Origin of the sequence: Chelatococcus albus (assembly GCF_030067675.1) — a bacterium.
Lineage (GTDB): Bacteria > Pseudomonadota > Alphaproteobacteria > Rhizobiales > Beijerinckiaceae > Chelatococcus_A > Chelatococcus_A albus.
The window spans coordinates 268,952-281,681 of record NZ_JASJEV010000005.1 but is presented as its reverse complement, the minus strand read 5'-3'; the positions used below and the strand labels follow the sequence as shown (position 1 = coordinate 281,681).

Sequence of the window (12,730 nt, the reverse complement as noted above, 5' to 3'; positions counted from 1 at the left end):
GGCGGGAACACTACTGCCGCCGGCGGCGCAAGGCGAGCCGCCGGCGACGGGGGGCTGGCGTGCATCGAGCGGGAGGCTCGGGGCCGCCGCTCCTAGTGGTTGTCGCGCGGCACGGCGGCACCGCTCCTGCCGACAAGGAAGTCGAGGTCGCAGCCGGCGTCGGCCTGCAGCACATGGTCGACGTAGAGCTTGACGTAGCCGCGGCCGGCATGCGGCGCGGGCGGTGTCCAGGCAGCGCGGCGCCGGTCGAGCTCGGTCGCATCCACGTGCAGGTGCAGGCTGCGCGCCTCGACGTCGAGCGTGATCAGGTCGCCGTTCTCGACGAGAGCGAGCGGCCCGCCTGCGGCGGCCTCCGGGGCCGTGTGCAGCACCACCGTGCCGTAGGCCGTGCCGGACATGCGAGCGTCGGAAATGCGGATCATGTCGGTGATGCCGCGCTTCAGGAGCTTGGGCGGCAGCGGCATGTTGCCGACCTCCGCCATACCGGGATAGCCTTTCGGCCCGCAGTTCTTGAGCACCATGACGCAGGTCTCGTCGATGTCGAGGGCGTCGTCGTTGATGCGGGCATGCAGGTCCTCGATCGACTCGAAGACGACGGCGCGGCCGGTGTGTTTCATGAGATGCGGCGAGGCGGCGGAGGGCTTCAGGACCGCTCCGTCCGGCGCGAGATTGCCGCGCAGGACGGCGATGCCGCCGCTCGGCTTGAAGGGCTTGTCGAAGGCGTGGATGACCTCGCGGTTCCAGCACTCTACCGCGGCGTTGTTCTCCCAGATCGTCCGGCCGTTGACGGTGAGCGCGTCCTTGTTGATGAGGCCGCGCTCGCCGAGTTCGCGGATGACGACGGGCAGGCCGCCGGCCTCGAAGAAGTCTTCCATCAGGAAGCGCCCGGAGGGCATCAGGTCGACAAGGCAGGGCACGTCCCGGCCGAGCCGGTCCCAGTCCTCCAGGCCAAGGTCGACGCCGATGCGGCGCGCCATGGCGATGAGATGGACGACCGCATTCGTCGAGCCGCCGATGCCGCCGTTGACGCGGATGGCGTTCTCGAAAGCCTCGCGAGTGAGGATGCGCGACAGGACGATGTCCTGCCTGACCATCTCCACGATGCGCCGGCCGGCCTCGCGGGCGAGGAGGTTGCGCCGGGCGTCGACGGCCGGAATGGCGGCGTTGCCGGGCATGCCGACGCCGAGGGCCTCGACCATGCAGGCCATGGTCGAGGCCGTGCCCATGGTCATGCAATGGCCGTGCGAGCGGTGCATGCAGGCTTCCGCCTCGTGGTACTCCTCGAGCGTGATCTGGCCCGAGCGCAGTTGCTCGCTCATGGAGATCGTATTGGTGCCGGAGCCGATGTGCCGGCCCTTGTAGACGCCCCGCAGCATCGGGCCGCCCGAAATGCCGATGGTCGGGATGTCGACGCTCGCCGCACCCATGAGGAGCGCCGGCGTGGTCTTGTCGCAGCCCATCAAGAGCACCACGCCGTCGAGGGGATTGGCGCGGATCGATTCCTCCACGTCCATCGCGGCGAGGTTGCGGTAAAGCATCGCGGTCGGACGCAGCATGGTCTCGCCGAGCGACATGACCGGGAATTCGAGCGGAAAGCCGCCCGCCTCCAGGACGCCCCAGCGCACGTGCTCGGCGATGGTCCGGAAGTGCGAGTTGCAGGGGGTGAGCTCGGACCAGGTGTTGCAGATGCCGATGACCGGCCTGCCGTCGAACTGGTCCTGCGGGAAGCCGCGGTTCTTGAGCCAGGACCTGTAGTAGAAGCCCATCTTGTCCTGGCGCGCGAACCAGGCCTCACTGCGCAGCGGTTTCTTCGTCTCCGACATGGCGTTTCCGTATGGTTCTCAGGCGTCGAGCCGGTTGCGCCGTTCGAGTTCGGCGAACAGGGCGGAATGGTCGAGGTCGCCCGCATGGGCGAGGAGGCCGCGAAGGAGCTCTGCCGTTGCGGTGGCGAAGGGCGTGTCCGTCAGGCCGAGGCGGCGGGCGGCATCCAGGGCGTTGTCGATGTCCTTGAGATGCGTGACCGAGCGGCCCCTGGTTGCGAAGTCGCGCCGGACCATGCGGTCCCCGTGCAGCTCCAGCACGCGGCTTTCGTCGAAACCGCCGCGCAGGGCCTCGCGCACCTTGGCGGGGTCCGCGCCGCCGCGCTCGGCGAGGATCAGCGCTTCCGCCACGGCGCCGATGGTGACGCCGACGATGATCTGGTTGGCGAGCTTGGCGAGCTGGCCCGAGCCGGTTGGCCCGACGTGGGTCGGCCGGCCCATGGCCTTCAGGATCTCCTCCACCCGGGCGAAGGTTTCCGCCTCGCCGCCGGCCATGATGGCGAGTGTGCCGGTTTCGGCACCCACCGTTCCCCCGGAAACGGGGGCATCGAGGTAGGCGACGCCGAGCGCGTGGAGGCGCGCGCCGTGGTCCTGCGCCTCGGCCGGCTTGATGGAACTCATGTCGACGAGAACGGCGCCCGGCTGCATCGCCACGGCCGCGCCCTGGTCGAAGACGACCTCGGCGACGATGCGGCCGTTCTCCAGCATGGTGACGACGAGGTCGGCGCTGCGCACGGCGTCGGCCGCCGTTTCCGCGACCGCGGCGCCGAGGGGGGCAAGCGCCTCGGCCTTCTCGCGCGAGCGGTTCCAGGCGATGAGCGGATAACCCGCGTCGAGAAGGCGCCGGGCCTGGCGCGAGCCCATCAGGCCGATGCCGAGGAAGGCGATCGACGGCTTCTGTTCCCTCATTGGCATGGTGCTCCCGGATCCCTGCACGAGAGGGCAGCCGGATCGGGTCTAGGGCACAGATCGATAACTAACCAATGGCAATATCGGATCGACCGATATAGGAAACATTATCGATTGCGATGGGGCCCGGACCGGCCGCCCAGGTGGGCGCTGCACGGCGCCTCGCGGCGGCGACGAGGCCGGGCGGCGGGCCGACCCGGCCGTGAGGGGCAGGCATGGCCGTGGATCGGCATGAGGGAGGGGAACGCGCCATGCCCGTACCGAGTGCGGGAGGGACCGGGCATCACGTCGCCGGCGTGCAGCATCTCAAGATCAGGCAGCTTCAGCTCCTCGTCGCTCTCGGGGAGCACGCCAACCTGCATCGGGCAGCGGAGGCGGCGCACATCAGCCAGCCGGCGGCGAGCAAACTCCTGCAGCAGGTGGAGGCTCTCCTCGGCACGCAGCTCTTCGAGCGACTGCCGCGCGGCGTGCGGCCGACGCCCGCGGGCGAAGCCCTGCTGCGCCACGCGGCCAACGCTCTCGCCGAGCTCGCCGCGGCGGGCCAGGAGCTCGCGGCCCTGGCGGACGGACGCATGGGGCGGGTGCGCCTCGGCTCCATCGTGGGGGCGGTGCCGGGGCTCGTGAGCGCGACCGCGCTCGATCTGCACGCGGCCGGCAAGAGGGTGGCGCTCTCCATCACGCTGGGCACCAGCGGCGTGCTCATCGCGGCCCTGCGGGACCGGCAGCTCGATCTCGTCGTCGGGCGCATCCCGGTGACGAGCGAGCGTGACGATCTCGCCTTCGAGTTTCTCCTCGACGAGCGGCAGGCCGTGGTCTGCCGGGTGGACCATCCCCTCGTGCGCGGCAAGACATCCGATCTCGCCGAGGCGCTCGCCTTTCCATGGGTGATGCATCCGCACGGCAGCGTGTTGAGGGCCCGTTTCGAGGAGCTCTTGCGCGGCAGGAATCTCGCCTCGCCGGAGCGGGCCATCGAGACGGATTCCGTCGACATCACCGTGAACCTGCTGCTCTCGGGCGATTTCGTGGCCGTCCTGCCGCGCGACACGGCAGCGCCGTGGATCGCGCGCGGTTTCCTGGCAAGCCTGCCCATCGCGATTGCGCTCGATCTCGGCGCGGTCGGCATCGTGACGCTGCGCGAGCGGCCGCCCTCGCCGGCGGTCGCCCGCGTCATCGCGCGGCTGCGCGCCCATGCGGCGCGGCTCGCCGCGGCTACTTGACGACGAGCCAGTCCTCGACCACGAGCGCGTCGAGGCCCGTGGTGTAGAACATCAGGATCGCATCCTCCGTCGTGTGCAGGATCGGCTTGCCCATCACGTTGAAGCTCGTGTTGAGGAGGATCGGCACGCCGGTGAGACGATGGAATTCCTCGAGAAGGGCGTGAAAGTGCGGGTTCCACGCGTCCGTCACGCTCTGCAGGCGGCCCGTGCCATCGGCGTGGACCACGGCGGGAACGCGCTCGCGCACCTCCGGGCGGAAGCGCAGGGTACGCTCCATGTAGGGCGTCTCCTGATAGGCCTCGAACCACGCCGGCCCGTGCTCGGCGAGGATCGCAGGGGCGAAGGGGCGGAAGGCCTCGCGGTATTTCACCTTGGCGTTGATCGCGTCCTTCATGCCGGCCGGGCGCGGATCGGCGAGGATGGAGCGGTTGCCGAGCGCGCGCGGGCCGAACTCGGCGCGACCCTGCGCCCAGCCGACGAGCTTGCCCTCGGCCAGGAGGCGCGCGGTCGCCGTCACGATGTCGGCGCCCAGCCGGCGGGCCCGCGGCTCCTGCGCCGCCAGTCGCTCCATCGGCTCGGTGCAGAGGCCGGCGCCGAGATAGGGCGTGAAGCGGCGGCCCTGCGGCTTCCAGGCCGGTTCGTCCTCCTTGAGCGCGAGAAGAGCGGCCCCCACGGCATTGCCGTCGTCGGCGGGGGCGGAGGGAACGTGCACCGCTTCGAAGGAGGTGCGTTCGACGATCTTGCCGTTGAAGGAGGAGTTCAGGGCGCAGCCGCCGGACAGCACCAGATTGCGCGAAGTGACCCGCGCTTCCGCGTCGGCGAGGAGCACGGCCATCATCTCCTCGAACACGTCCTGGCCCGCGCGAGCGAGGTCGGCCCAGCCCTGCTCATCCACGTCCCCGGGTCGGCGGGCTTCGATGTCGCGCACGGCGTCGGCGATCGTCTCGGCATCGGCAAACCTGAGATTGCCGTTCTCCACCCGATAGAGGCGGCGCAGGAGCGCGACGAGGGCCTCGTCGCGCCGGCCATAGGGCGCAAGCCCCATGACCTTCCATTCCTCGCCCTTCACCTGGTCGAAGCCGCAGAGATCGGTGACGAGGCCGAAATAGAAGCCGACACTCTCGCGGCCGCGATGGCGGCGGACCTCCTCGATGCGACCGTCGGCATAGCGGAAAATGGCGCTCGCGCCGGTCTCGCCCATGCCGTCGACCACCAGGCAGACAGCCTCCGCGAAGGGCGAGCCGAAACAGGCATAGGCGGCGTGGGTCAGATGGTGGTCGTAGCGGCGCAGCGAGAAGCGGGCGGGGCGGCCGAGGTGGAGGAGACCGAGGAGCAGGCCAAGCCCCGCTTGCTCCTGCGCGATGCGAAGGCTCGCGACCAGACCGCGCTCGCCGATCTCGGGCACGAGGGAGCGGTTGAGGGCGGCCGGAAACTGCATCAGCCGGTCGACGGTGAATTCGCCGGCGGCGGCGATCCGCGTCAGGAACTCGGTGAAGCGCGTTCCCCAGGTCGTCGCCACGACGATATCCGCGTCGGGCTCCACATACTCCTTCAGGAGCCTGGGGACGTAGGTGGCGAGGTCGGCCTCGCAATGGGGGGCGCGCTTGTACTGCAGGAAGCGTTCCGTCGCCTCGGCGAAGCGGATGTCGCCGTCCGGGCCGACGATGGCGATGGCGGGGTCGTGGAAGGTCGTGGCGAGGCCGATGTAGACGCGGGGCAATGCACACTCCCGAAATCCGGTCTCTGAAGGCGGAACGGCCGAGGTCCCGGGGCGGCGCGTTTCGCCGGCCGGCCGGCGGCTCGCCCCGTTCCGCAGGCGACACATGCGAGGTGCAGGGGATCGTCGCGACGCGGCGCCCGATGTCAACCGCGCCTCGGCCGCCTCGCTTGCGAGCGGCCGTCCGGCTCGCTACATAGCGGCCCACTTTCCTCGCTCCTGCGCGACCTTCAGCGCCCGACAGCACAGGGTGGACCTTTTTCATGTCCGGCAGACAGTTCATCTATCACATGCGCGGTCTTTCGAAGACCTATTCCGGCGGGAAGAAGGTCCTCGACAACATTCACCTGTCCTTCTACCCCGACGCCAAGATCGGCGTGCTCGGCGTCAACGGCGCGGGCAAGTCCACGCTGCTCAGGATCATGGCGGGCATCGACAAGGAGTGGACCGGCGAGGCCTGGGTCGCAGACGGGGCGCGTGTCGGCTACCTGCCGCAGGAGCCGCAGCTCGATCCCGCCAAGACCGTGCGTGAGAACGTCATGGAGGGCGTCGCCGAGAAGAAGGCGATCCTCGACCGCTACAACGAACTCGCCATGAACTACTCGGACGAGACGGCCGACGAGATGATGCGGCTGCAGGACGAGATCGAGGCGAAGGGCCTGTGGGACCTCGACAGCCGCGTCGACCAGGCGATGGATGCGCTCGGCTGCCCGCCGGACGATGCCGACGTATCGAAGCTCTCGGGCGGCGAGAAGCGCCGCGTGGCGCTGTGCCGCCTGCTCCTGTGGGAGCCCGAGCTGCTGCTTCTCGACGAGCCGACCAACCATCTCGATGCCGAGACCACGGCGTGGCTCGAAGGGCATCTGCGAGCCTATCCGGGCGCGATCCTCATCGTCACCCATGACCGCTACTTCCTCGACAATGTGACCGGCTGGATCCTCGAACTCGACCGCGGCCGCGGCATCCCCTACGAGGGCAACTACTCCTCGTGGCTCGAGCAGAAGCAGAAGCGCCTCGCCCAGGAGGGCCGCGAGGAGGAGGCGCGCCAGCGCGCGCTCGAGCGCGAGCGCGAGTGGATCTCGGCTTCGCCGAAGGCCCGCCAGGCCAAGAACAAGGCGCGCATCCAGCGCTATGACGAGCTCGTCCAGAAGGCGGCCGACAAGGCGCCGACCACGGCCCAGATCATCATCCCGATCGCCGAGCGCCTGGGCAACAACGTCATCGATTTCAGCGGCCTGTCGAAGGGCTACGGCGACAAGCTCCTCATCGACGACCTGTCGTTCAAGCTGCCGCCGGGCGGCATCGTCGGCGTCATCGGCCCGAATGGCGCCGGCAAGACGACGCTCTTCCGCATGATCACCGGCCAGGAAAAGGCCGACGCCGGCACGATCACCATCGGCGAGTCGGTCAAGCTCGGCTATGTCGACCAGTCGCGCGACGCCCTCGACGACAAGAAGACCGTGTGGGAGGAGATCTCCGGCGGCAACGACGTGATCTATCTTGGCAAGAGGGAGATCAACTCCCGCGCCTATTGCTCGGCCTTCAACTTCAAAGGCGGCGACCAGCAGAAGAAGGTCGGCATGCTCTCGGGTGGTGAGCGCAACCGCGTGCATCTCGCCAAGATGCTCAAATCCGGCGCCAACGTCCTCCTGCTCGACGAGCCGACCAACGACCTCGACGTCGAGACGCTGCGCGCGCTCGAGGAGGCGCTGGAGGATTTTGCCGGCTGCGCCGTGATCATCAGCCACGACCGCATGTTCCTGGATCGCGTCGCGACCCACATCCTCGCCTACGAGGGCGACAGCCATGTCGAGTGGTTCGAAGGCAACTTCCTGGAGTACGAGGAAGACAAGAAGCGGCGCCTCGGCGTGGACTCCACCATCCCGCACCGCATCAAGTACAAGAAGTTCGGCCGCTGAGGCCGTGCGCATCCGGGCGGCGCGCGCCAGCGAAGGCAGGGCGCTCTCCGCCCCGGTGCTGCGGTCCAAAGCTTCCTGGGGCTACGACGCGGCCTTCATGCGCCTCAGCGCGCCCGTCCTGCGCGTAAGCGAGGAGGAGATCGCGGCAGGCTGCGCCCTGGTCGCCGTCGACGCCGAGGGGCGACCTGCGGGCGTCGTCGCCGTTTCTTCGGCTGCGGAGGAGGGCGAGGCCGCCCTCGGCCGGCTCAAGCGCCTGTTCGTCGATCCGGCCTGGCAGGGCGCGGGCCTCGGCCGGGCGCTGATGGTCGCCGCCGGCGGTTTCGCCCAAGCGGGGCTTTTCGGCGCTCGCCATCGCTCCGATTTCTTCGCCGCGCCGTCTAGGAACGGCTCGGCGCGCGGGCGAGGTGCCCTCCGACGTGGTGGAGTGGCGGCATGCTGCCGCTCCACCGCCTCGATCTCGACGGATGAACGGGCTCCCGCCTCGGGGCGACGGGCGAAGGTCCAGTCAGGGAGACTGCGCATGACCGACTGGAACGCACGGCTTTACCTGCGGTTCGAGGACGAGCGCACGCGCCCGGCGCGCGACCTCCTGGCGGGCGTGCCGCTCGCGACGGCGCGAAGCGTCGTCGACCTCGGCTGCGGCCCGGGCAATTCCACCGAGCTCCTTGCTGCGCGCTTCGCGGACGCGCAGGTCGTCGGTCTGGACAACGCCCCGGACATGCTGGCCGCCGCGCGCAGGCGCCTGCCCTCGGTCGCCTTCGTCGAGGCCGACCTCGCCGCCTGGCAGGCCGAGGCGCCGGTCGATCTCCTCTTTGCCAATGCCGTGCTGCAATGGCTGCCGGACCACAGGGCGCTCCTGCCGCGGCTCGTCGGCATGCTCGCGCCCGGCGGTGCGCTCGCCGTGCAGATGCCGGACAATCTCGACGAGCCGACGCATGTCGCCATGCGCGAGACGGCCGGGGCGGGGCCATGGGCGGCGCGCTTCGCCGCGCGGCCGGTGGACCGCGCGCGGCTACCGGGCATCGAGGCCTATTACGACCTGCTCGCGCCGCTGTGCCGGCGCGTGGATATCTGGCTCACCGTCTACAACCACGCCCTCGAGGGCGTCGGCGCCATTGTCGAATGGGTGAAGGGCACGGGGCTGCGCCCCTATCTTGCGCCGCTCGACGAGGGCGAGCGCGCGGCCTTCCTCGCCGCATACGAGGGGCGCCTGCGGCAGGCTTACGGGCCGCGTGCGGACGGGCGCGTGCTCCTGCGCTTCCCGCGGCTCTTCATCGTCGCCGTGCGCTGAGGTGGCGCCAAGGGAATGCCGCGCGAGGCCGGCGGGGGGAGTACGATGCGCTTCGTCGATCAGCTCAAGGCGCGGCCGCGGACCTTGGTGGCGCTCGGCGTCACGGTCGGCCTCGCGTTGGCGCTACCGGCCTCCTGGACCATGGCGAGCCGCCTTCTCGTCGCGTGGGATGCCGGTGCCGCCGTCTATCTCGGGCTCGTCGCCGTCCTCGCCGTGCGCTCCGACATCCATGCCATGCGAAGGCGCGCGGCGCGGGAGGACGACGGCGCCGCCGTCGTGCTCTTGCTCACCTGCCTCGCCGCGGGCGCGAGCCTCGGCGCGATCGTGCTCGAGCTGAGCGGGCTTGCCGCCGCCGATGCAGGCGGGCGGGCCTTTCGCCTCGCCCTCGCGGTGGTGACGGTGCTGTGTTCGTGGTTCTTGCTGCACACGACCTTCGCGCTGCACTACGCCCACGAATATTACGGCGAAGGCGCGGACGGCCAGCGCGGCGGCCTCGCCTTTCCCAGGGGACAGCACGAGGCCGACTATTGGGACTTTCTCGATTTCTCGTTCAATCTCGGCGCGGCCGCCCAGACTTCGGATGTCGTCATCACCTCGCGCGCCATCCGGCGCGTGGTTCTCGGGCACACCATCCTGTCGTTTCTCTTCAACACCACGATGCTTGCGCTCGGCATCAACGTGGCGGCGAGCCTGATGTCGGGCGGGCCGTAGGGCGCGCGTTCAAAGGCCGGCGGAGACGGGCCCGGCCGCCTCGCGGCGCGAGGGGACCTTCGCCTCCATCTCGCCGCGGCGGGCGGCGCGGATGATCCCGTTGGCGAGGCGGCGCGCCATGCAGGCGTGGCCGCGGTCGCTCATGTGGAAGCCGTGCGCTCGAAGAGGCCATTCCTGCGGATCGTGGGGTAGAACTGCTGGTCGAGCAGCACGAGGTCGGCCCCGTGGGCGGTGGCCGCGGCGATCCCCCGTTCGACGAGGGTGCGGAAGACGTCCTCGCCCACGTCGGCGAGGGCGTCGTTGGTGCCCACCTGCCAGACGACGAGATCGGGCTTCAGCCGCGCCACCTCCCTCTCCAGCCGCTCGAGCGTCTGTGCGGCCGTTTCGCCGCCGACGCACGAGGCCCCGATGTCGACGTCGATCGTGGGCAGGCGCGTCTCGATCTCCTCAGCAAGCCGGGCGGGATAGGCGGCCTCTGGGGAGCAGGCGCCCACGCCCGCCGTCGTCGAGGAGCCCGGCGGCCGGGACACCATGGGCAAGGGTGTTTGTGACGAGGGTTCGCCCGGGAAGGAGGGGGTTGCGCTTCCGTCCGGCACGAGGGAGCGGGAAGCGTGAGACACGACGAGCGAGGCGAGGAGAAAGGCGAGCACGCTCGCGAGCAGCACGGGCGAGAGCGGCAGGGGCTTCCTGCCCCGGAACACGCCGGCCGCGATCCCCAGCATGAAGATGAACTGCCAGATGCAGGGATTGAAGAACCAGGCCTTCTCCCGCGGCCAGGCCGGCAGGGTGACACCGAAGACCCGCGCCGCCACATAATGATGAAGGAGAATGCGAGCGCGCGCAGTGGACCGATGCGCACGGCCTCCAGCATGACCGGCGCCGCAAGCATGAGCACCACATGGAGCGGCAGGATGTTGAAGTAGCCGATCCGGTGCATGCGCATGAGGAGTGCCGGAATGCCGTGCGCCGGATCGTCGAACACGAGGCCGCGGCCGTGATCGTCGATGAAGGCATCCTTGCCGCTGACGACGAAGCCGTTGGCATGGAGTGCGAGCGCGGCGAAGGTGATCAGGAGATGCACGGCAGAGAGCACGCCGGCGCGCCGCCGGGCTTTGGCCGCGATGCCGGCCTCCCCCTCGGGAGGCGCGGATGATAGGCGTAGGAAACGGCGAGGCCGGACAGGAAGACGAAGGCTTCCGCCGGATCGGAAAAGCCGAAGTTGCGCGGGGTCGCGTGCTCGAGGAGGTTGCCCGGCACGTGGTTGACGAAGATGATGGCGAGGATCGGCCCCCGCCAGAAGTCCTTGGTCTCGACGCGCCCGTCATTGCGCATGCCCGTCCCCGGTGAGTGCACGACGAGGTAACGCCGTAATCGGGGCAGGAGATCGGCGGGGCTTCCCCAACCCCTGGGGGCCGGGCGGGCGCGCGGCGGCAGAGGCCAGATGGGCGCAGGGCTTCGAGCGTTCCGGCGCGGTGTGCATTCACGGTTCGCTGCACCCGTGTCGGCCCACTTTACGGGTCACACGCCTTTCGCCAAGCTGGACCACGTTTCCCCGCCGTCGCCCCTGCGACGCGGGAAGCGGGGCGAAAAGAAGGATACGAACGTGCGCCTCGAAAAGAGTTCCGAATTCATCGACGTCTCGACACCCGACGAAGCGGTCGACCGGCTGACCGCACTCCACGCCTCCGCCACCGCCGCTCTGCGCGACGCGCTCGAACGCTATCTTTCCGACAGGACGCCGCCGACGCCGGCGGAGCGCGCGCTGTTCCGCTATCCGGAGCTGCGCGTGACCTACCGGCCGGAGGGTGTGATGCCGGTGTCGGCGCGCGCCTATGCCAAGTTCCAGGGGCCCGGCGTCTATGCGACGACGATCACGCAGCCGCAGGCCTTCCGGCCCTATCTCCTGGAGCAGCTGCGCCACCTCATCGCCGACTATGGCGCGACGCTCGCCGTCGGCACGAGCGCGCAGGACATTCCCTACCCCTACGTCGTCGAGCGTGGCGACGAGCTCGCCGGCAGCGGCGTGACGGCGGCCGAGCTCGCGCGCTTCTTCCCCGTGCCGCTCCTTGCCGCGGTGGGTGACGAGATCGCCGACGGCCTGTGGGAGCAGCCGCCCGACAGGCCGCGCCCGCTCGCCCTTTTCGACGCCGTGCGCGTCGACTTCTCGCTGAAGCGGCTCATGCACTACACGGGCACCGACTGGCGCGCTGTGCAGCCCTGGATCCTGCTCACGAACTACCATCGCTACGTCGACCAGTTCGTGCGCTGGGGCCTCGCGCAGTTGCGGGAGGACGGGCGCTTCGTGCGCCTCGTCCTGCCGGGCAACGCGGTGATCGAGCGCGACCTGCCCGAAACCGAGGCCATCGCGCGCGCCACCGCGGTCGCCTGGCATCGCTTCCAGATGCCGGCCTACCACCTCGTCGCGAAGGACGGGCACGGCGTTACCCTCGTCAACATCGGCGTCGGGCCGGCCAACGCCAAGAACATCACCGACCATCTCGCGGTGCTGCGGCCGCACTGCTGGCTCATGATCGGCCATTGCGGCGGCCTCCGGCAGTCGCAGACGATCGGCGACTACGTGCTCGCCCATGCCTATCTGCGCCAGGACGGCATCCTCGACGACGCCGTGCCGCCGGACATTCCCATCCCGGCGCTGGCCGAGGTGCAGGTGGCGCTGCAGGAGGCGGCGGCGCTCGTTACGGGCGACCGGGGCGAGGCGCTGAAACGGCGCCTGCGCACCGGCACCGTCATGACCAACGACGATCGCAACTGGGAGCTCCGCTGGTCACAGGAGCGGCGGCGCATCAACCTGTCGCGGGCCATCGCGGTGGATATGGAATCGGGCACCATCGCGGCGCAGGGCTATCGCCTGCGCGTGCCCTACGGCACGCTGCTGTGCGTCTCCGACAAGCCGCTGCACGGCGAGATCAAGCTGCCGGGCGCGGCCAACGCCTTCTACGAGCGGGCCGTGGGCGAGCATCTGCGCATCGCGCTGGCGGCGCTCGACCTCCTGCGCAGCCAGCGGGAGTCGCTGCATTCGCGCAAGCTGCGCAGCTTCGACGAGCCGGTCTTCCGCTGAAGAGGCCAAAAAAGGCCCCGCGACGATCGTCGCGGGGCCAGGATGCGGCCGGCGCCGGGAGGGCCGG

General features: G+C 69.8%; 11 protein-coding genes and 2 pseudogenes. 6 read left to right on the top strand and 7 right to left on the bottom strand.

What is annotated here, in order from left to right; all coding sequences use genetic code 11:
• Nucleotides 1–92: 92 nt before the first annotated feature.
• Nucleotides 93–1,823: an IlvD/Edd family dehydratase gene (locus QNA08_RS10430; RefSeq protein ID WP_283740630.1), complete on the bottom strand. Its 1,731-nt coding sequence runs from the start codon at nt 1,821–1,823 to the stop codon at nt 93–95.
• Nucleotides 1,824–1,841: 18 nt separating this feature from the next.
• Entirely contained in the window at nt 1,842–2,729 is an 888-nt protein-coding gene (locus tag QNA08_RS10425; RefSeq protein ID WP_283740629.1) for an NAD(P)-dependent oxidoreductase, read from the bottom strand.
• A 251-nt stretch (nt 2,730–2,980) separates the two neighbouring features.
• On the opposite strand from QNA08_RS10425, the gene QNA08_RS10420 reads away from it, so the two are divergent.
• Nucleotides 2,981–3,946 (top strand): LysR substrate-binding domain-containing protein, encoded by a 966-nt coding sequence (locus tag QNA08_RS10420; protein WP_283740628.1) that lies wholly within the window; start codon nt 2,981–2,983, stop codon nt 3,944–3,946.
• On the opposite strand, the gene QNA08_RS10415 is transcribed toward QNA08_RS10420, so the two are convergent.
• Entirely contained in the window at nt 3,939–5,666 is a 1,728-nt protein-coding gene (locus QNA08_RS10415) for a carbamoyltransferase family protein (RefSeq protein ID WP_283740627.1), read from the bottom strand. The genes QNA08_RS10420 and QNA08_RS10415 overlap by 8 nt on opposite strands.
• 260 nt (nt 5,667–5,926) lie before the next feature.
• Between QNA08_RS10415 and ettA the strand changes: the two genes are divergently transcribed.
• From ettA to QNA08_RS10395, 4 genes and pseudogenes are all read left to right on the top strand, one after another.
• Nucleotides 5,927–7,582 (top strand): energy-dependent translational throttle protein EttA, encoded by a 1,656-nt coding sequence (gene ettA / locus QNA08_RS10410; protein WP_283740626.1) that lies wholly within the window; start codon nt 5,927–5,929, stop codon nt 7,580–7,582.
• Nucleotides 7,470–7,898: pseudogene (locus QNA08_RS18990) on the top strand (GNAT family N-acetyltransferase); the annotation flags it as partial. The gene ettA and the pseudogene QNA08_RS18990, both read left to right, overlap by 113 nt.
• A 204-nt stretch (nt 7,899–8,102) precedes the next feature.
• The gene (gene tam / locus QNA08_RS10400) at nt 8,103–8,873 is read left to right on the top strand and encodes a trans-aconitate 2-methyltransferase (protein WP_283740666.1); all 771 of its coding nucleotides are present in this window, start codon (nt 8,103–8,105) and stop codon (nt 8,871–8,873) included.
• A gap of 45 nt (nt 8,874–8,918) precedes the next feature.
• Entirely contained in the window at nt 8,919–9,584 is a 666-nt protein-coding gene (locus tag QNA08_RS10395; protein ID WP_283740625.1) for a DUF1345 domain-containing protein, read from the top strand.
• A gap of 9 nt (nt 9,585–9,593) precedes the next feature.
• Here QNA08_RS10395 and QNA08_RS10390 read toward each other — a convergent pair whose 3' ends face one another.
• From QNA08_RS10390 to opgC (QNA08_RS10375), 4 genes and pseudogenes are all read right to left on the bottom strand, one after another.
• Complete coding sequence (locus QNA08_RS10390; protein ID WP_283740624.1) at nt 9,594–9,728, bottom strand: hypothetical protein; 135 nt, start codon at nt 9,726–9,728, stop codon at nt 9,594–9,596.
• Nucleotides 9,725–10,117: an SGNH/GDSL hydrolase family protein gene (locus QNA08_RS10385; RefSeq protein ID WP_283740665.1), complete on the bottom strand. Its 393-nt coding sequence runs from the start codon at nt 10,115–10,117 to the stop codon at nt 9,725–9,727. The genes QNA08_RS10390 and QNA08_RS10385 overlap by 4 nt, the downstream gene beginning before the upstream one ends.
• A gap of 126 nt (nt 10,118–10,243) precedes the next feature.
• A pseudogene (opgC, locus tag QNA08_RS10380) lies at nt 10,244–10,665 on the bottom strand (OpgC domain-containing protein); the annotation flags it as partial.
• Nucleotides 10,653–10,916: an OpgC domain-containing protein gene (gene opgC, locus QNA08_RS10375; RefSeq protein WP_283740623.1), complete on the bottom strand. Its 264-nt coding sequence runs from the start codon at nt 10,914–10,916 to the stop codon at nt 10,653–10,655. The gene opgC (QNA08_RS10375) and the pseudogene opgC (QNA08_RS10380), both read right to left, overlap by 13 nt.
• Nucleotides 10,917–11,187: 271 nt before the next feature.
• On the opposite strand from opgC (QNA08_RS10375), the gene QNA08_RS10370 reads away from it, so the two are divergent.
• Nucleotides 11,188–12,663 (top strand): AMP nucleosidase, encoded by a 1,476-nt coding sequence (locus QNA08_RS10370; RefSeq protein ID WP_283740622.1) that lies wholly within the window; start codon nt 11,188–11,190, stop codon nt 12,661–12,663.
• Nucleotides 12,664–12,730: the final 67 nt, after the last annotated feature.